The 18,687-nt window shown below is 47.0% G+C and carries 18 protein-coding genes and 1 pseudogene; 7 read left to right on the top strand and 12 right to left on the bottom strand.

Annotated elements, in window-relative coordinates:
- Positions 1-88: 88 nt before the first annotated feature.
- Both RCA23_RS16935 and RCA23_RS00455 read left to right on the top strand, forming a co-directional pair.
- Positions 89-250 (top strand): annotated as a pseudogene (locus tag RCA23_RS16935) (DUF6538 domain-containing protein); the annotation flags it as partial.
- 6 nt (positions 251-256) lie between these two features.
- The gene (locus RCA23_RS00455) at positions 257-1,735 is read left to right on the top strand and encodes a tyrosine-type recombinase/integrase (protein WP_169701291.1); all 1,479 of its coding nucleotides are present in this window, start codon (positions 257-259) and stop codon (positions 1,733-1,735) included.
- 13 nt (positions 1,736-1,748) lie between these two features.
- Here the strand turns inward: RCA23_RS00455 and RCA23_RS00450 are convergent, their stop codons facing one another.
- From RCA23_RS00450 to RCA23_RS00440, 4 genes are all read right to left on the bottom strand, one after another.
- Positions 1,749-2,603: a hypothetical protein gene (locus RCA23_RS00450; RefSeq protein ID WP_044048527.1), complete on the bottom strand. Its 855-nt coding sequence runs from the start codon at positions 2,601-2,603 to the stop codon at positions 1,749-1,751.
- Between the two features lie 430 nt (positions 2,604-3,033).
- Positions 3,034-3,924, bottom strand: a complete 891-nt coding sequence (locus tag RCA23_RS16345; RefSeq protein WP_169701290.1) for a hypothetical protein — start codon at positions 3,922-3,924, stop codon at positions 3,034-3,036.
- A gap of 176 nt (positions 3,925-4,100) precedes the next feature.
- On the bottom strand, positions 4,101-4,322 hold the full coding sequence (locus tag RCA23_RS00445) for a hypothetical protein (RefSeq protein WP_044048525.1): 222 nt from the start codon (positions 4,320-4,322) through the stop codon (positions 4,101-4,103).
- Between the two features lie 7 nt (positions 4,323-4,329).
- The gene (locus RCA23_RS00440; RefSeq protein ID WP_044048522.1) at positions 4,330-4,893 is read right to left on the bottom strand and encodes a recombinase family protein; all 564 of its coding nucleotides are present in this window, start codon (positions 4,891-4,893) and stop codon (positions 4,330-4,332) included.
- Positions 4,894-5,806: 913 nt separating this feature from the next.
- Here RCA23_RS00440 and RCA23_RS00435 point away from each other — a divergent pair.
- Positions 5,807-7,258 carry a GIY-YIG nuclease family protein gene (locus RCA23_RS00435; RefSeq protein ID WP_044048521.1) on the top strand — a complete coding sequence of 484 codons (1,452 nt, stop codon included), beginning with the start codon at positions 5,807-5,809 and terminating at the stop codon, positions 7,256-7,258.
- Positions 7,259-7,644: 386 nt separating this feature from the next.
- On the opposite strand, the gene RCA23_RS15855 is transcribed toward RCA23_RS00435, so the two are convergent.
- Positions 7,645-8,475 (bottom strand): hypothetical protein, encoded by an 831-nt coding sequence (locus RCA23_RS15855; protein WP_052376955.1) that lies wholly within the window; start codon positions 8,473-8,475, stop codon positions 7,645-7,647.
- Positions 8,476-8,691: 216 nt separating this feature from the next.
- The gene (locus tag RCA23_RS00425; RefSeq protein WP_044048520.1) at positions 8,692-9,078 is read right to left on the bottom strand and encodes a hypothetical protein; all 387 of its coding nucleotides are present in this window, start codon (positions 9,076-9,078) and stop codon (positions 8,692-8,694) included.
- 1,274 nt (positions 9,079-10,352) lie between these two features.
- On the opposite strand from RCA23_RS00425, the gene RCA23_RS00415 reads away from it, so the two are divergent.
- Entirely contained in the window at positions 10,353-10,766 is a 414-nt protein-coding gene (locus tag RCA23_RS00415) for a VOC family protein (protein WP_044048518.1), read from the top strand.
- Between the two features lie 200 nt (positions 10,767-10,966).
- Here the strand turns inward: RCA23_RS00415 and RCA23_RS00410 are convergent, their stop codons facing one another.
- Complete coding sequence (locus RCA23_RS00410; RefSeq protein ID WP_044048517.1) at positions 10,967-11,353, bottom strand: tetratricopeptide repeat protein; 387 nt, start codon at positions 11,351-11,353, stop codon at positions 10,967-10,969.
- Between the two features lie 118 nt (positions 11,354-11,471).
- Entirely contained in the window at positions 11,472-12,026 is a 555-nt protein-coding gene (locus RCA23_RS00405) for a histidine phosphatase family protein (RefSeq protein WP_044048516.1), read from the bottom strand.
- A gap of 255 nt (positions 12,027-12,281) precedes the next feature.
- Between RCA23_RS00405 and RCA23_RS16340 the strand changes: the two genes are divergently transcribed.
- Both RCA23_RS16340 and RCA23_RS00400 read left to right on the top strand, forming a co-directional pair.
- The gene (locus RCA23_RS16340; protein WP_169701289.1) at positions 12,282-12,449 is read left to right on the top strand and encodes a hypothetical protein; all 168 of its coding nucleotides are present in this window, start codon (positions 12,282-12,284) and stop codon (positions 12,447-12,449) included.
- 247 nt (positions 12,450-12,696) lie between these two features.
- A complete protein-coding gene (locus tag RCA23_RS00400; RefSeq protein WP_044048515.1) occupies positions 12,697-13,020 on the top strand; it encodes a GYD domain-containing protein in 324 nt (107 codons plus the stop codon).
- Positions 13,021-13,816: 796 nt separating this feature from the next.
- Here the strand turns inward: RCA23_RS00400 and RCA23_RS00395 are convergent.
- Entirely contained in the window at positions 13,817-14,026 is a 210-nt protein-coding gene (locus tag RCA23_RS00395; RefSeq protein WP_044048513.1) for a hypothetical protein, read from the bottom strand.
- A gap of 906 nt (positions 14,027-14,932) precedes the next feature.
- Here RCA23_RS00395 and RCA23_RS00385 point away from each other — a divergent pair.
- Complete coding sequence (locus RCA23_RS00385) at positions 14,933-15,955, top strand: LacI family DNA-binding transcriptional regulator (RefSeq protein ID WP_044051142.1); 1,023 nt, start codon at positions 14,933-14,935, stop codon at positions 15,953-15,955.
- On the opposite strand, the gene RCA23_RS00380 is transcribed toward RCA23_RS00385, so the two are convergent.
- Genes RCA23_RS00380 through dapF form a run of 3 tightly spaced genes read right to left on the bottom strand, consistent with a single transcriptional unit; the run spans position 15,956 to position 18,677 of the window.
- A complete protein-coding gene (locus RCA23_RS00380) occupies positions 15,956-16,606 on the bottom strand; it encodes a glutathione S-transferase (RefSeq protein ID WP_268870334.1) in 651 nt (216 codons plus the stop codon).
- Positions 16,603-17,859, bottom strand: a complete 1,257-nt coding sequence (gene mtaB, locus RCA23_RS00375) for a tRNA (N(6)-L-threonylcarbamoyladenosine(37)-C(2))-methylthiotransferase MtaB (RefSeq protein WP_044048507.1) — start codon at positions 17,857-17,859, stop codon at positions 16,603-16,605. Before mtaB ends, RCA23_RS00380 begins: the two co-directional genes overlap by 4 nt.
- Positions 17,856-18,677: a diaminopimelate epimerase gene (gene dapF / locus RCA23_RS00370; protein ID WP_236631377.1), complete on the bottom strand. Its 822-nt coding sequence runs from the start codon at positions 18,675-18,677 to the stop codon at positions 17,856-17,858. The genes mtaB and dapF overlap by 4 nt, the downstream gene beginning before the upstream one ends.
- Positions 18,678-18,687: the final 10 nt, after the last annotated feature.

Genomic DNA, 18,687 nt, shown 5'->3' with positions numbered 1-18,687 from the left:
AGTTACACATGTCAATCAATATACTTGCTAAAGATTAATCAATATCCTAGAAATACGATACACAGAATAGATAAAAGCTATACACACCGTGCCAGACCATAACATTCCTTTCTTAACTGTGACCGCCAAAGGAGGGTGGTACGGGTATCGCAGGCGGATACCAAAAAAAGTTAGACACCTATTTGAGAACAAATCAGAGTGGATAAAATCATTTAAGACTAAGAACTTAGATATAGCGCAGCTTGAATTGCGCAAGATGAATGAATGGTATGAACATATAATAGCAAGTCACGGTGGCGCTGAGAAAATTAAAGGCCAACTTCCACGAGAACAGGTTCGTGCTGTTGTGACAGACCTACTTGAGCGGGGTCTTCACCCAGACGATCAACCAGAAATCAACGTTCACAGTAGACCAGAGGAAATAAACAAACTTCTGAACGATACGCTGGAAGTGCAGCTTTTGCAGATACAGTTTCAGGAGGACAAGATATCAATAATCGAACTGAAAGAAAAAGTTGCCGCGTTAAACCTTGAGAATACGGCGCTATACAAACTCAAGAAGTTTGGTAGTGAGCGCCGCAAACTAAAAGAGACATTGAGCTACAAGTATCTTGATATGGAGCGCATGAATGCGGAGAGCATCGATCCAAACATAGATTGTGATGCCACCGATTACGTTATGCCTCAACTCGTTTGGGACGAAACTGATCCAGAGGTCATTCGATACAGAGTTATGTGTGGTGAGAACCTGTTACCCGACCCAACATGGCAGAATGCGCTAGACGATTACCTAAGACGGAATCTCACGATTAAGCTCAGAAACCCAGAGCAAATACAAAAACATGAAAACGCTACCATTAGTCTAGCACAGAAGCTTGCCACGGCGTTCCCCAAGGGCATGAATACACCCATGAAAGACGTTGAGACGTACATGGTGGAGGAGTTTGCAGCGGTTGCGTGGCCCAACTATTCTACACGTGTTCGTAATCTGAGAACGCTTCGTGCTGTTTGGCGTAGCTGGGACAGAAATAACCAAAGGCAAAGGATTGAGTTTGATCCCTTCGTTACTATCATACACGACAACCAAGGCCGTATTCAGCTACATGAAACAAACCGCCGATCATTCACACCCGAAGAGTTTCAATACTTTTGTACGAGTATCTTGGATGAGCCAAACAATGAAATAAAGCTCATTGGGATGATTATGGCCTACTGTGGCGCACCAACGGGGGAGGCTGGTGGACTGCAACGGCAGGACGTTATGGTTAGTGGCGCAGTACCGTACATCTGGTTCAGAGATCACAAAGATAGAATCATGGGCAAGAAACGCCAGCAACGTATTGTTCCGCTAGTTGATCCTTTGCTCGGATTCTTATGTGATTATCTCAGCACAGTAGAACTAAACAAAGACGATCCAATCTTCCCTACTTATGGAGTGGGAAGGCATTCCTCCTCTGAGCGCTCAAAGAAACTAAACAAGCACATAGTGAATATGCGCAGTCACTACGATGAAAGCCAGTTAAGCCCCTACTCTTTACGCCACACATTCAGAGACAGAGCGGCAATGGCTAGAGTTCCCAGTTCGGTTACGGAGTACCTCATGGGGCATAGATCAAAGGATTCCAGTGGAGTTCATAAGCGCTACGGAACAGGATTACCCCCGCAGGAACTTGTGGAGTGGATGACTGCCATACAAGAGGTTCAAGATCACGGTCACTTCCACGGTGATGAATGAGGCAATCCCGACGTTAGCGCAGCCGCCGATAGATCGTAGCTTTAGGATTAACAGTCCCCTGCTTCCCCTTCTCATAGGTCTCTATCAGACCCAGTTTATGCAGTAGCTTTACGGCAGGTAGGGCCGTTGCCTTTCCTGCGCCTAACTCTTTCAGCAGTTTAGCTTGTGACAGTTCCCACGTATCACCAACTTCACAGTTAAGCTTACACAGGCCATATAAATGGAAGGCATCTTTGGCCAACTTCTTATTATCATTACGCAGTATTGCGGCTTCGCCTTCAGAGATTGATTGTTCCATTGCTGTCCTTTTATTGGTGAAGATTGACCTTAATGTTTTCATCTCATCTGCTGAAAGCGGCGCTTTGCTGCATTTAGATACAAGCCCCTCAAGAAGTTCTGTAATCAGAGGCTCACCGATTCCCATATGAACTGAAGCTACCGCCGCTTTCATTGTCATGCTTACGAGACGGTTGTTATCTATGAATGCCTCGCCTTTGGCTGCATACGCTTCCTTAGTTGAAGCCTTCTTCGCTTGGCGTTCCTTCGCAGCTACTAAGGCTTTGCCACGCTTGCGATGTGTGACTTCACCCCGAAGACGGTCATAGAAGACATCCAGTGCTTTTATCTCACCGCTGACGAGCTTGAGATGTATATCGTGTAGCGCCTTTGCCGCAGGATTCTTCTGGTTCCTTTTACGATAGGTTTGGTAAGTATCACTCCACCGTGTCCACGAAGTCCCTATGCTTCCAAACGCCTCTTGAATCAGTCTACGATCCTTCCCAAACACTAGATAGCGATAAGCTTCCCACTCTATGAAACGGAGGTGATGCTTGGCATTGCTATTCGTAATGTACAGTGTTTCATGCATGGTTAACGAGTCCATATAGACCTACTATATGATTATATCATATACTATGTTTTTTTGAGTACAAGGGGGAGAGGGTATTAACCAAAAGTATAAGCCCGTCTTGGGGACGGGCATCCTCTGGCGGAGTTAAAACTCTTTGAGTAATACTCTATCCAAGGTTCTATCCGTAAAATGTTTTATTGCGTACAGTATATGCGAACATATTCATGACCCGAATAAGTCCGTTCCACTACTGTTCGTAAACCCTCTAGCGTCACAATACCCTTAAAGTTCGCATTGCAGATTGCTGCGATGCTTCCTCAAGAATTGGTGTGACCTTGAGGTGCAAGACACCGAACTTGCTAAGCTTGAAGCACGAATAGCTAACCATGCCGCTAAAGAGCCAATAGACTTCACACAGCTAACCAACGATGATGCGCAGATCATAACCCTAATCACAAGTTAATGGACAAATACCAACACCGATGTTGATGGTTGTCCCGTTTTGATATGTGCATAATGTAGAGCCATTATTGGACCTATGCTGTCTTGAAAGAATAGTCCGCACACCGCCGCATCTGTAACCTTTTAATTCATTGCCGTTTTGAATGGGCCGCCATCCTTTTGCAGGGTCGACTTGCTGTCCAGTATTAGGATTAAACCAACCACCTCCTAATGACTTACTCGTTATATATGCACCCAACAAATTATTCACGGATTGTGCTGGTGCATTTTGGCGTTGTACATAGTTGTTTATAATATTTGTGAATACTTGAGAGTGTGAAATGCCCTTCACATTTTGTGGTTCAGAACGCCGTAGTCTACCGTAAGCGGCTTGAGTAGCAGGACCCCATAAGCCATCAATAGTGCCGGTGTATTGGTATGCTTCCTTTAGTACTAGTTGAACAACTTTTCGCTGATCCTTGCTGAAGCTATAAAATGCTGACCTAGTATGATTTACCGGCATCGCTTTAGTTGTAGGCGAGGCCAGCTTCTGTGTGCTTGAAACAGTTGAATCAGTCTGATTATTTTTATCTCGCCCAAAGTCAATCAAGTCCAAAGTGCTTAGACAGTAGAGAGCAAATGTAGCGAAGATTAAAAACTTAAACATCCCAGCTTTGCGTTTTAGTCTGGTCCGCAGGAAATTTATAACTGGTGTACTAAGCTTGCGCCCGGTGAAACCATTTTTTATGTCACTATTTGTTTTATAGTCATTCTGTAATGTTAAAAGGATATTGCCGCAGGTTCCACAATTCAGAGTCAATGACGCACCGATAGCCTTACTGAAGTCTACAACAAGTGTGTTCTCCGTTCCACATTTTATACATCGAATCTTTTCCATCTCCCATATTATAAAAGAATAAACCTATATCTGCAAAGTACAGAGCCACGCATTCAAGTATCCGCAACCCGCCATGCTTTATGCTTAATGTTCAAGCATGACGAGATGGTTCATCGTGATATGTTGTAGCTGTGTCATTCGTTTCGTTGGCTCATCTCACAGCCTATTCGCTGCGTTCAACGCTCTAAGAACCGCTTCTTAAACGCTATAGCTAAGTATTCTTTCGATGCTCTGATGTAATCCTTATGGGCTTGCTCAGCTTTCTTGGTTTGCTCTGGAGTCGCCTCATCAGCAGCAGACACCTCGTCACTTAACATCTGCCACGCATCACGAGTTCGCAAATAGCGGCGCTCCACTTCATCACTCAAAACAGAGCAAACCTCATCAATGTACTTCATGTTTTTCTTAAGCCCTTATCGCACTAATGATGCGATATAAGCTTGTCTTGCTTATCTGCAAGTCCCTGCAGATCTGAGCTTTACTGACACCCTCATCCAACGCCAGCTTAACCATATCAGTCTTCGCACGAGCAGTTGGCTTGCGCCCTTTGTATTTACCCTCAGCCTTCGCTTTGGCGATACCCTCACGTTGGCGTTCAAGCATCATCTCCCTCTCAAACTGTGCGACTGAGGACATAACATTTAGTATGAGCTTTCCTGTTGGGTTGGAGGTATCAACAGCAGTCCCACCCATGTCCAATATCACCAGTGATGCACCTGCTGAGTTGATACGCTCAATGATCTGACCAAGGTGTTGGACGGAACGAGCCAACCGATCCAGCCTAGTCGTTACAAGTTTATCGCCAGTGCGTAACATGCTGAGCGCAGCTTCCAGTTGCTCACGCTCTGCAACAGATGAGACTTGCTCTTTAAAGATACGCTCACAGCCATACGCTCCTAAGTCACGTATCTGCGCTTCAAGCCCTGCAACTTGTTCAAGAGTAGATGTTCTCGCTAACCCAATAAGCATCGGTGTTCTCCCAATAGAGTTATAGACTATGTGGTAAATAATACCATAAACACCTAATGTAAACCCTATTGGTACTATTCTACCTTAGACCACTAGAGCAGGGCCTATTGGTACTGTTTGGTATTGGATGCCTTGCATGGGCTTACGCCATAAGAGCGCTGGGCAACAAAGTTTATGCTGCAGAATACGAGATGGGTTCAACTTGAGAGGGTGCTGCGGGCAGGCTCCAGTGGCACCCCACCCGTTACTTATAGATGTAGACCCACATGCACGAGGTTTGGAGGATGGAGAGCTTAAAAGCATCCACTCAAGTAAAAAGGCCCCAACAAAAAGTGAGGCCTCTTTAAGTCGTAATAGATAAGCTTATGCGTTTGTGTCGACACACTGCTTTGCTTCTGCGTCCCAAGCTTGGCCTGTTGCGCAAGACATTGAGGCTTCTTGTTCACCGTGCATTCCGCATCCATCTGCGAGAGCGAATGGAGCAGAGAGAACCAAAGCGAACAGTGATGCTGTAATCGTTTTCATAGTTTTCTCCTTTTGGTTGTGAAGAGTATGTGTTGCTGACAGCATTGCATACAAGAAACATATTGTCACAGCAGAAAAAAAGGCCGAGCTACGACAGCCCAGCCTTAAAGTTTATACATTTGCTCAGGGAAGAGAAACGTTACTCTCTTTACGCTGCAACGGAGCAAGTGGATCACTTTCATCTCTCACAATAAGACTTCACATTAGGAATAAGCTTTGTTTAGTTGGTAGCATGACCGTGAGATGGCTTTTACAGATATGCTTCACAGTGATGGCTTTGCTTGGCAGTGCTTCTGTTAGCTCAGCAGCAAGCTGTGCTGATGACCCTTGGTTAACCTATTTATCCGTATGTCTCTCAATAGAGTATTAAAAAGATTGTGATGGTAAAATGTCTGTTGATAAATCAAATGAGTCCCTCATTTATATGGCACAAAGTAAACTAAACCGTAAAGAAATTTATATCGGGAAAACCCATCAAGATATTGAGAGGCGGAGAGAACAGCATGAAGAAGCTGCCCTCAAGAGGGATGGAACTAAATTTCATGGTGCTCTGCTGAACGTTGGTTTTGCTAACTGGGATTGGCAGGTGATTGCTAAATGTCCAATAGATGAAGAGTATGAAATTGAACAAGAGTATATAGCAAAATTTAAAGCCGAGGGTGTTGATCTACTCAACACAACGCACAATAAACAAAAAGTAAGTACCAAACCTCAATCTAAATTAGTAAATAAAAACCTTGCCAACAATAAAACCCCCGGACCTGTAAAAAGTGATATGGGAAAGCTTTTTCTTAGAGAGGCAGGCAAAATTAAACCAGTGATAAACCTTACAACAAAGAAAATCTTTGAGAGCGTTACTGAAGCTGCCAAATTAGAAAACCTACCCAAATCAACAATAAAGTTAAGTTGTGAAACAGGAAAAATGCTTAAAGACAGGACTAGATATGCGTATCTTGATTTATCAGACCAGCCCGTATTGTTTGAAGGACACCACCAAGAAATCTATGTTGGATCAAAAACGAAAAAGGTGAAGAACCTCACTACAGGGAAGGTTTTTGATAGCCTTAATGAAGCAGCGGAAGCTTATGATTTATCGGTAAGCGCACTACAAGGAAATGCCAGTGGCGAATACACGACACTCAAAAATAAGTGGGTCTTTTGCTACCTTGATGCGAATGGCAGTGAACTAAGAACAGAGCGTCATGAAAAAGGGTTGGAAAAATTAAAAAGTATTGATGTGACAAAGTACATTGCGTGGCACATAGACGATTTGACTTGCAAAGAACCTCATTACTTTAAAAGTCTGGATGAAATTTATAACAAACTCAACCTCCGCTCAAAATCACATATCAAGGGAGTATGTGATGGTGCGAGGTCACACACTGAGAAATGGCGGATTGCGTATTTTGACAACGAAAAACAAGAACCAATACTTACTCAGAGGCATAAGGAAAAAGCAAAAAAAATTGTACGGAAGATTATTTGTTTAGACGACAAAAAAATATTTAAAAACGCTTCTGAAGCTGGATCGTCTTACCAAGTAATAGCAAATCAAATAGGCCTCTGCGCTAAAGGGGTTTTAAAATCTGTCACGTCAAAAGGGCAAAAATTGAGGTTTGCCTATTTAGATGACAATAATGAGCCAATACTTACGGACATGCATCACGAACCTCTAGGCTGGAGAGGTAAATACAGAGTTTTACACATACAGACAGGCAAGAAATATAATTCCTTGAAGGCCTTTTGTGATGAAACTGGTGTTTCACAAAAAAGAGCTAAAAGATATATCGAAGATAAGACCATTGATTTGCTCGGACACGAATTTGTTATCTTAGAGTGACCGAGCAGTAGGTGGGATGCAGCTCGTGCTGTGTTAAAGTCATGCATGGCTAAGTATGGCTGGACGAAGTAGTAACTATTAAGCCTGCTCACAGGGCGATTACTTCAGTTAGGCGGTGTGGGTCAGCAAAGTATCTTAACCTGAATCTGAGCAGCCTTTAGGAGCCTCTACGGGTAGGTTGCAATAGGTGTGCATGTGACCAAACCTGTTGGTGATGGAACTCCACTCAACATGGTAGCTAAAGCCCCGCCAATCAGGACGTAAGTATCGCTGAAGAATGTACTGAATGTTATCAGGGCAGCGTATAATACGGTAGAGCTTGCAGTCAGAATACCAAAGTACTGGGTAGTCCTGATGCTTCTCAGGCAGGGTTATGACTTGATGCTTCACGACTGCACCGCAAACTTATCGTAATAGTCTTGCAGCGAAGTACCTAACTCATCAGACGGATTGTACTCACCGTTGCTTCGCACAAACTTCTTCATTCCGTGCTTACCACCCAGATGTGCCACTGCCCGAAGCCCATCACGATCATAGCCATCTGTGTTGATGCCAAGCCCATCAATGGTTTTATCAATATCTGCGATATGCCATGCCGCTACCTTGTCCTGCAGTGCGCTATCAGCTTTGAACTCATCTTGCGTAAACGAAGAGCCAGTGGCTTTCTTGTAATCCAGCAACCTAGCATCACCGAATTGCAAAGCACCCACGTAACGCCTACCGTCCTTTATGGTTATCTCAGCATTACTATCACCACTGCTTTCGCTTTGAGTCAGGCGCTCAAGGAAGTCAGCGTTCATTTGTTGTGGCTCTTTAGGCGCTACCTGCATCTCAGGACTGTCATAGAATGAACTTGTCACATCTTCTCGTGGCTTTTTGATGTGCGTTGGCTCAAAGTCCAACGGGTCTGATGCATCAAGTATCTCTGCAACCAACCTGCGCTTGCTAGGGCTAACCTTACCATACATCTGTGTGACGAGGTCATAGTAGCCTTGACTTTGGTCACCTGCTGCTATGCGCATCTGCATTACGGCCTGCACCATCCTCGAAAGCTGCATCATAAATGTACGATCACTGTCGGTTAGTGCTGCCAGCCGTTGCTCTAATGTCAGGGGTTGCTGTGGTGCTAGGCTATTTAGGAACTCCGCAAGCACGGGTGTTCGCTTTGTTGGTTGTGCATTGGTAGCCATCAAGCCTTTCTTTGTTTCATATTCCATGTGTTCTTCCTTTTGAGATTGTAGATGGAGTCCTGCTTACACACGTGTTCCGTGAGTTTTGGAGCTATTTGATTGTGAGGGTTTTCCGGGTGATACCCGCCGTAACAGAAGGTATGAAATACAGCCTATTAAGGGATACTAAAGAGCATCAAGCTACTGATATAATAGTGATTTTATTGGAAACTTGTATACCACACTTGAAACTCTTTTACGGTGTTAGGCGAGTGTAAGATGTGTTTCATCAAGATAGGCTTCAATAATCTCACCAAGAGCTAATGCGCCTTTTGCTTTGCCAGTCTGTGATACGAGCAAGCCCTGCTCTACTGCAGCGTCAAGATACTCTATGATCTTGGTGGAGTAACCATAGTGATGCCAGTCACCCGCACGTCTGATTGCCACATCAATGGTGGTGTCGGTGTCATAGGCTTGAACGATCATAGCTGCCACGCTCTTGTGGAGGCTGCCGTTGAGCGAAGAACGCTTGTGTGGCAACACACCTGCTGATCTCAGAATGCCCAGCACGGTATCGGCCTGCTCGTGGTACAGTGCGTCATTGGTTGTGAGCCTATCAGCGGCAAACTCAAGCAATCTAAAAACATTCATAGGCTTTGATCCTTATGGAGATCGAAGAAAGCTGGGCCGTGGTGGATATACGCCTTTGCCATCTGAGCTGCTGTGACAGGGAGCCAATACTGGTTTGGGTTCTTACGCTTCATGGAGAGGAAGTCGCTGAATAGCGGAATAGGTTTAGGGGCCATCTGATGATGTCCTTTCTGTTGTGATGTGGGGGGATTGGAATAGGGGCCGTGGATTGACACGGGTAGCCTGCGCTCTAGGGACAGTTATACACCATTTCCTATCCCATGTCAATAAAAGCCATACACAAAAACACACAAAACAATACACATAAATATACTATCACATAGCAAGCAATAATAATATTACATAAAAACATGATGATAAAATAACTTAAGTAATTTTATACTCCCCTTAGGAGGGGGCTGCTCTATCCAGTTGAGCCACTGAGCCACGTCTTTGTTTCTGCATATATAGTTATACATGTCAATTCGGGTTGCTTATGGCCTACTGTGGCGCACCCACTGGCGAGACAGGACGTTATGGTCAATGGTGCAGTACCGTATATCTGGTTCCGGAATCACAAAGAAAGGATAGTGGGGAAGAAGCGATTAGAACGTATCATCCCACGGGTTGATCCACTACTCGGACTCTTCGCTGATTATCTGAACAGGGCAGACTTAAATAGAAACGAACCAATCTTCCCGACTTATGGAGGGGGCAGGCACTCCTTCGCTAATCGCTCAAAGAAGCTAAGTAAGCACATAGTGAATATGCGCAGTGGCTTCGATAACAGCCAGCTAAGCCCATATTCACTGCAACACACATTTAAAGACAGGGCAGTCGTGGCTGGGGTTCCCAGTTCGGTTACAGAGTATTTTATGGGCCACAGAACAAAGCAATCAAGTGCGATTCATGAGCGCTACGGGACGGGATTACCACCGCAAGAACTTGTAAAATGGATGGTCGCCATACAGGAAGTTACAGAACATGGACACTTTCACAGAGAGTCTCTGGGCTAAAAATACTTTATATAACAATATGTATTTAAATCATTATATGGGTTATCGGTATAGTGTACTAAAGTAAGTAACACTCTCTGGAGCAGGGAAGGCCTCAAGCCTGACCGTCTTACTTTCACTCGTAACAACCAGCCAGCTTAAGCGTGTCTAAGCCCAACTCTTCAATGGTCAAACGCACCTCGATGTTAAGGATTGGGTATGCTTGATGGCCTGCTCATAAAATAGGTCACTATTAGTTTATGCTTGATCGGAGGTGTTCAGTAATAGAAGCATGTAGATATGAAGCTAAAACTCCATCATATTAATCTTTGCTCCACGAATGTTAAAGCGATGGATCGCTTTTACAGAGATGTGCTAACGCTGGGCGATGAGAAACCTTCTGAGTTGCCGCCACTGAACCAAGATAAAAGCTTAGTAGGCGATGTGTCATTCGTAACTGATGGCGCAATACAAATGCATTTAACACCAAAGGATGTGCTTAACAGCTTCAAGTCTGGTCAAGTCGTGAATCCCTTAGAGCGCGGTCATATCGCCTACAGAACTGATGATATTGAAGCCTTTATGAAGCATTTGGATGAGCAAGCTGTTCCCTATTCTGACTGGGGAAGTGATGCCGTAAAAGGATGGCATCAGGTGTTCTTTTATGATCCAGATGGAAATGTAATTGAAGTACATCAAATAGTTAACAAGTGATTAAGAGCTACTGCCATTAAGAATAACCAAGCAGCCTTCATCCATCAGCTTCACTCACAGCTTACCGTTACTCGTATAGAGAAACTGGAGAGTGGATGCTCTAGTAACAATCTTCGAATGCATCAACGGCTTCTAAGGAGCTTGATACAATCCTCCACATTTCACAATGCAGAGAGGCACCAGCTTTGATATGCCCAGCGCTAAATACCCTCAAACTTTTTAAGCCACTCTTTCGCTAACTCAGGGTTGTAGTTGTCGAAGCTGAAATCTTCATAGAGGATCGCTAGTCCACGAGCCGCCCAAGTGACGCCATTACTGTATGCTGCCTCATAAAGCGAAGCGGCCCTCTCGAGGTCTTGCAGCATAGCATCGCCAAAGTGATAAAGCGTAGCGAGTGCAAATGTTGCCGCCGGGTACCCCATATCATGAGAACGCCTTATATCACTAATCGCTTGTTCGTATGACCCACCACGCAAATGGCCTCTAGCCCTCAGCAGATAATATCTTGCAACATTATCGTTTTGGTCTTCGATGGCTTTAGTGCAGGCATTTACAAGCTTTGTACTTTGTATGTCTTGGAAATCCACAGGTTCAGAGATTGAGAGTGGGTCAGCCTCTAAAGATCCAAGAAGGTCACAGTCCCCAGCGGCATAAGCCTTATTCGCGAGTAAAGTACATATGGCTATGATAATGGTACGCTTTCCGTCAGTCCAAACGAAACACTTTTCGCCTCTTTGTATCGGTATTATACGCAACGAATTCTCCGCTTCCTACAGATGCCCCAGTGACCGCATTGATAATCACCTGATGTGTCACCATCAAAGTCACACCTTTGGTGAGCGCCTCAAGCTTGAGACTTAACATTTCAAGTGTATCTTGCCTGTCCGCATGGCCCTGAAAAAATGAGTTCAAACCCGGAAAGAGTCTCCACTTGCCCAGTTTCATAAGTTCAGTTGTTTCTTTGCAACGACACCACTCACTGGAGAATACTTGCGTAAAACGAAACCCACTATGCAGGATGGCGGCGCCAATATCACTGGCTTGCTGTCGACCCTTAGCGTCCAAATTCCTCTGAGTATCACACTCACTCAAAGAGAAATTATCTGGATCTCCATAGCCCGGCGCCAATGTGTGCCTCATGAACACGACATTGGCATCAACCGCTGCTATTGCGTTTATGAGATCGTTTCGGCTGTCAGCTGTGACATGGCTGGCTTGCATCACAAGAAATGCTAGGATTGGGATTAGGCGCATTAGCATAGCTGCACTTTAACCTCAGCCCCATCCATCGCAATGTCAAAATTACGCCTGCAAGCGATCTGATAAGTGTTGTGGCCCCTTACGCCGAAGTTATAGCGTCTGGCTCTTTAGCGTTTTTCGTGGGTTGGGTCAGAGCATACGCGAGTTATAAAGCTCACCTAATTGTATGAAAATATTCAAGTTCAAATGTACTCAATTGTATTCGTTTTATTTTTCAACATTCTGACCTATATTTTATGAAAGGGAGAATCAGACATGCAAGTAATTTTGTTTAACACAAGCAATGGTAGTGCATTCGAAATGCAATTCTCAAACGCAAAACAAATGAAAAACTATCTAGAGAAGAATGCTGAGGTTGAATTCTTAAGCGACGCCAATAGTTATTTACCAACCCGTCACCAACGGATGCAGCAGTCGGGTTGAGAGGTTAGAGCCGCATTACATGTGAAGGGGTAATTCACCTAACCCCAGCACTATAGAAAGCAACATTAGAGTTACCTGTGTTAGCGATCTGATACGGGTTGTTACCTTTAACCCCACAGTTATGACATCTGGCTCTCGGACATATCGCGTGGACTATGACCTTCTGCTTCAAGATTTAAACTAGTCATAATTTAGGTTTCATGGAATCTTTTGAATACTCTCGTTTAAAGAACCGAAGGACATAAAAATGAAAGTATTCTTTTTAGGAGCATACAGTGACAAAGGCCGTGAAGGGATGATGGCAAGCAGTTACGATGCTAGGGTCAAAGCCGTAAGTGCTATGGTCGAAAGAGCTGGAGCAAAACTCGGATCCGTTGATTACCTACAGGGTCCATTCGATGTCATTGCTGATGCTGAGGTTGATTCATATGAGACCGCTTCTGGGCTTCAAGCCGTGATGATGGCTTCTGGCGGCTGGGACGAGCTTTTGCTTTTGCCGACCATGGATGTCGACAAAGCTTTGAATGTCGCAAGAACAGTTGGCGGTTATCCAATGCCGGGTAATGAATAAACCAATAATCAAAGCCCCTTAAAGACTGATTGCCTCATGGGCCATGGTGTCATCTCCAAAGACATCAATCAGAATTGCGACCTCAAAAAGCCTATGGTGCACAGTTGATGCAAGTCATTCAGTGTCAGGAATAAAGACCTCTGCATAACGCCAGTTCAGCACGAAATAAGGGCAGCGCCGGCCTGGGCGGGCGCAGCCCGGTGGTGCCACCGGGCATAATGTTTTGGCGTGACGGCTGGGTTATGCAGAGGTCTTGAATATACCTAAACCGTTTCGGCCTAATCTCGAGTACGGAACTTTTTATTCAATCTTCTAACGCTCTAAAAACGTCTTCTTAAACACTCTCACATAGATTTCGGCTTATTATTGGAGAGCTTAAAAGCATCCACCTAATAAAAAGGCCCCAACAAAAAGTGGGGCCTCATTGGTTCCGCATAGATAATCTTACGCGCTTGTGTCGACACACTGCTGTGCTTCTGCGTCCCAGGCTTGGCCTGTTGCGCAAGACATTGAGGCTTCCTGCTCACCATGCATTCCGCATCCATCTGCAAGAGCGAATGGAGCTGAAAGAACAAGAGCAAACAGTGATGCTGTAAGGGTCTTCATAGCTTTCTCCTTATATCTTTATATATACGATGTAATCTGAACTGCCGCCGTAGCAAGACACACACTGTCACAGCTCAAACAAAAGAGCCTAAGCCATTACAAACAAAGCCCTAAAACTTATGCATTTAAGGCTGCACACACAATCCCATGCGCGTTCTCATTCGTCTGACAGCATCAGTTTAATCCGACACTACCTTCCGTTCTTCTCGCTCTGCCCGGCCTGCGGTTCCCGCCACCCTAAAGAAAGCACCACCCCGACCAGCGTGGCAACAGCAGCACCCACGATCAAGCTTTGCCCAAAGGAAAATTGAAAAACAACAAAGGAAACGCCCATGGACACAATGCTAAACAATGCGGCTACGGCAATGATTCCAGAAGATTTAGGTGCAGTATCTTTCATGTTAAACTCCAACAATCTCATCTCATGGACTCATAAAAACATTATTTAAAGTCATAAAACAAGAATTTTAGGCAATGTCAGACTGAAGTTTCCTGAGATTGATAGGATCAATTTGTAAGGTATCTAAATGGCAAAACACTCAGCATGTCTCGATCCACGCTGCAACTTGTGAGTTTGGTTGCATTCGGATTGACGTGGTTTTTTGGCCATTTGAGCCAAGCCCTCACCAGGCTGCCTTAGAGTATCTATCCAGCTATACTGGGTGCAACAATGACGTAGATCTTAGCCAACAAAGCAGCAGCTATGATGATTATACAGATTGGTGTGGTTCGGTTGCGCATGGGCGGAGCTTAACACAGAGTAAGGCTCATCCAACCCGTTAGAAAGCTTTGCTGTACATGTTGGTAAAGGATCGTTAGCGTTATCAAATAACTTTCTTACGATTAGCACACTGATCTAGATACCGCATTTATGCGTACCATTAAAAAGACCAACAAACTGGAATGATATACGATGGATACGCATGAAGAGTTTCTGAAATTCTCCGCAGTTTTGAGCCACTGTTACCAGAAAGCTCAGGCGAATAAGCTGGGTCTCACCGTAGCCTATGGGAGGAAGACAGGATTATTGAACGAGAGCAATAGACTATCGCCACTAGGGTCTGTGGTGGGCAATGTTCTAATGCTCAAACAGTCATAAGTCCTGCAGGTAAGCCGCCAATCACAACCCAGCGCCACAGTCTGACTGCCACAGACGCGGGTAAAGCTTGTGATGCTCTGGCCGGGTTATTACCTGATGCTTCACGACTGTTGCCCGCTTTAGCCTTATTCGGGTCAGGCGCATACTAGGCTTGGACATTCCCCATTTGCTTGGGTAACCTTTCAGAAGGTAATTATGGATCAAGACATGAGTCAACAAAAGCGCCCCCTGACCCTCCGCGATGTTTCTGAAGTTTCAGGCGTGTCAGAGATGACGGTGAGCCGAGTGTTGCGCAATCGAGGCGATGTCTCGGCCGCAACACGGGAGAAAGTGTTAAACGCAACCAAAACTCTGGGCTATGTGCCAAATAAAATTGCCGGGGCCTTGGCCTCGCAGCGGGTGAATTTGGTGGCGGTGATTATTCCGTCTTTGTCAAATATGGTTTTTCCCGAAGTGATGACCGGGATATCCGACGCATTGGATGACACCCCCTTGCAACCTGTCGTTGGGGTGACAAATTATCTGCCAGAGCGCGAAGAGAAAGTGCTCTATGAAATGCTCTCTTGGCGTCCCTCCGGCGTGATCATTGCCGGGCTTGAGCAATCGGAGACCTCGCGGGCGATGCTCATCAACTCGGGAATTCCTGTGGTGCAAATCATGGATATTGACGGCGAACCCATTGATGCGATGGTCGGCATTTCCCACCGGCGCGCCGGCCGCAAAATGGCGGAAGCTATTTTGAAATCTGGCTACCAAAATATCGGGTTCATGGGCACGCAAATGCCTCTCGACCACCGAGCCCGCAAGCGCTTTGAGGGCTTCACCCAGGCTTTGGGCAAACAGGGTGTCGAGATCATGGATCAGGAGTTTTACACCGGCGGGTCAGCTTTGGCCAAAGGCCGCGAGATGACCGCCGCAATGATGGAACGCTCCCCAGAACTAGACTTTATGTATTATTCCAATGATATGATTGGTGCAGGCGGGCTTTTACATCTGCGTGAACAGGGCATATCGGTTCCCGGGCAAATGGGTTTGGCGGGATTCAACAAAGTCGAACTGATTGACGGGTTACCGCAAAGGCTGGCCACGATGGACAGCTGCCGTTTTGAGATTGGTCAAATGGCGGCCAAAATTATCGCCTCGCGCAATGATCCCACGCTGGAGCCTATGAGCAATGTGATCGAGCTATCACCCAAGATCGCCTATGGTGACACGCTGCGACGCAAATAATCACGCCGGGCTTGGAAACAACACAGGTGGATCGCCGACCTGCCATTTGGGGTATTTTGTCATGATCGCGGCAAAACGATCCGACGCCAAAAATTCAGAGAGCCAGCGCTGCAGATTTGGCCAGGGCTGCGCGTCAAACCAGCTGCGGTCACTGTTGGCAAATTGCCGCACGAATGGCACAATTGCCATATCGGCCAGGGTGCATTTTGGGCCAAAAAGCCAATCTGAACCGGCAATTTTCAGATCTAAATCCGCCAAAAATTCCGCCGCCCGTCCGCGCTCTTGTTCAGGGTCTAGCTCGGGATAGCGCACGGCGTATTTCGTGTGATCCAATGCGGTTTTGAACGGCCCATCACAGCGCGCAATCCAATCATATCCCGCCTCTGGCATGGCCAACCAACCTTCTGGATCTGAGCGTTCCAAAGCCCAGAGCATCACGTCAAAGCTCTCCTCAATCACCACGGTGGGCGTCACCAAAACGGGCACGGTGCCCTTGGGGGAACTGGCGAAAAATTCTGGCGCCTTCTGCTGCAACACGATCTCGCGCAGCTCCACGCTCACACCCGACGCCAAAATCGCAAGCCGCGCACGCATGGCATAGGGGCAGCGTCGAAAGCTGTATAAGACAGGTGGCGACACATCCAAGCTCACGCGGCCCGCCCGTGCAATTGCGTGCCAGAGGTCGATGTGATCTCCGCAGAGATAATCTGACCTTCCTGTTGCGCATGATCAAAAGTCACTTCGGCAAATTGCTGTGTTCGGCCCATAGTGGGCCTCTCCATCAACACGCTGTGCGTTTGTCCGATCTGAGCCGCCAGATGGCGCGCAACCTGGCGCTCTCCGGCCTGGCGAAGACGGGCGGCGCGGTCTTTGATCGCGCGGCCGTTAACTTGCGGCATGCGGGCCGCAGGGGTTCCGTTGCGCACCGAATAGGGAAAGACGTGTAGCCACGTGAGGTTGCAGTCTCGAACCAGCGCCAAGGAATTCTCAAAATGGGCTTCGGTTTCAGTTGGGAACCCTGCGATAATATCCGCCCCAAAGGTCATCTCAGGGCGCAGGCGCAGCGCCTCCTCTGTGAACCGAATGGCATCATCGCGCAAATGTCGCCGCTTCATGCGCTTCAAAATTAGGTCGTCGCCATGCTGCAAAGAAAGGTGTAAATGCGGCATCAAACGCGGCTCTGTGGCAATGGCCTGCATCAATGCTGGATCCACTTCAATGGAATCAATTGAGCTGATCCGCAGGCGGGGCAAATCTGGAACCAGTTTCAGGATCCGAAGCACCAAATCCCCCAAACGCGGGGTCGCCGGCAGATCTGCGCCCCAACTTGTCATATCCACACCCGTCAGAACAATCTCCGCATAGCCGCGATCCACCAGTCTTTTGACTTGATCCACCACAACCCCAGCCGGCACAGAGCGCGAATTGCCGCGACCAAATGGGATAATGCAAAACGTACAGCGGTGATCACAGCCATTTTGCACTTGCACATAAGCGCGGCTGCGGGTTCCGAAACCGTCGATCAAATGACCCGCCGTTTCGGTAACAGACATGATGTCATCGACCTGCACCGGCTCTGTGCCATACTCTCCGGCCAACCCGGCCCAAGTGTCTGGCTGCATTTTTTCCGTGTTCCCAAGCACAACATCCACTTCGGACATCTGCGCAAAGGTCTCAGGCTCGGTCTGCGCAGCGCAACCGGTTACGATCAACTTGGCTTGCGGGTGTGTGCGACGCAGCTTGCGTATGTCTTGCTTGGCTTTGCGCACCGCCTCCGCAGTCACAGCGCAGGTATTCACCACCACCGTATCAGTGAGGCCCGATTGACCTGCCAGCTCTTTCATCGCCTCGGTTTCATACATGTTCAACCGGCAGCCATGATTTGAAAAGATTGGCGCATTCATTGGAGGCTCTCCAAAAATTGCGCAGTCAGCACGCCGTCAAACACATGCATGGTTGCGCCCGTCATCCAGACACCATCTTCACGCCAATCGATGTCAATCAAACCGCCGTCGAGCTGAATTTCGACCCTCCGCCCGGTGAGGCCAAGACGCGCCGCCGCAACCGCCGTGGCGCAAGATGAGGAGCCAGAGGCCAAAGTCACCCCCACACCGCGCTCCCAGACCCGCATCCGCAGGCGGTTCTGTGCCATAACATGGGCAAATTGCACATTGGTGCGCTCAGGAAACAGAGGGTCATGTTCAAACCTTGGTCCCAATTGCGCCAAATCTACCGCTTCGGCATCTTCGACAAAAAACGTGCAATGCGGATTGCCCATGCCTGTGGCCGTCGGTCGACCTTCAAGCGGCAGATGCAAAGTCTCCATTTCCCGTGCCAAGGGCACCTCATCCCACATCAGCATGGGATGACCCATATTGACGCTCACCAAAGCGCCCTCCTGACAAGCCTGCAAGACACCGCGCTCCGTAATCAAAGAGAGGGTCTTGCGCCCCAAACGCTGCATCTCATATTGCGCAACGCAGCGCGTGGCATTGCCGCAAGCGCCCGCGGTCGAGCCATCTGCGTTGAAAAAGGTTAAGGCGACATCCGCCTGCGGCGAATCACTTATCACCGCCAGTTGGTCAAACCCCACACCCAGATGACGATTCCCTAATCCGCGGGCAATTTCTGCCGAAATCACTGGCCCATGCCCGCGCGAATCGACAATAACAAAGTCATTGCCGAGCCCATGCATCTTCATAAAGGAAATCTGCTGCGTCATGATGGCCATA

Origin of the sequence: Planktomarina temperata RCA23 (assembly GCF_000738435.1) — a bacterium.
Classification (GTDB): Bacteria; Pseudomonadota; Alphaproteobacteria; order Rhodobacterales; family Rhodobacteraceae; genus Planktomarina; species Planktomarina temperata.
The sequence above is the reverse complement of the archived record's forward strand: the minus strand, read 5'-3'. Positions and strand labels throughout refer to the sequence as shown.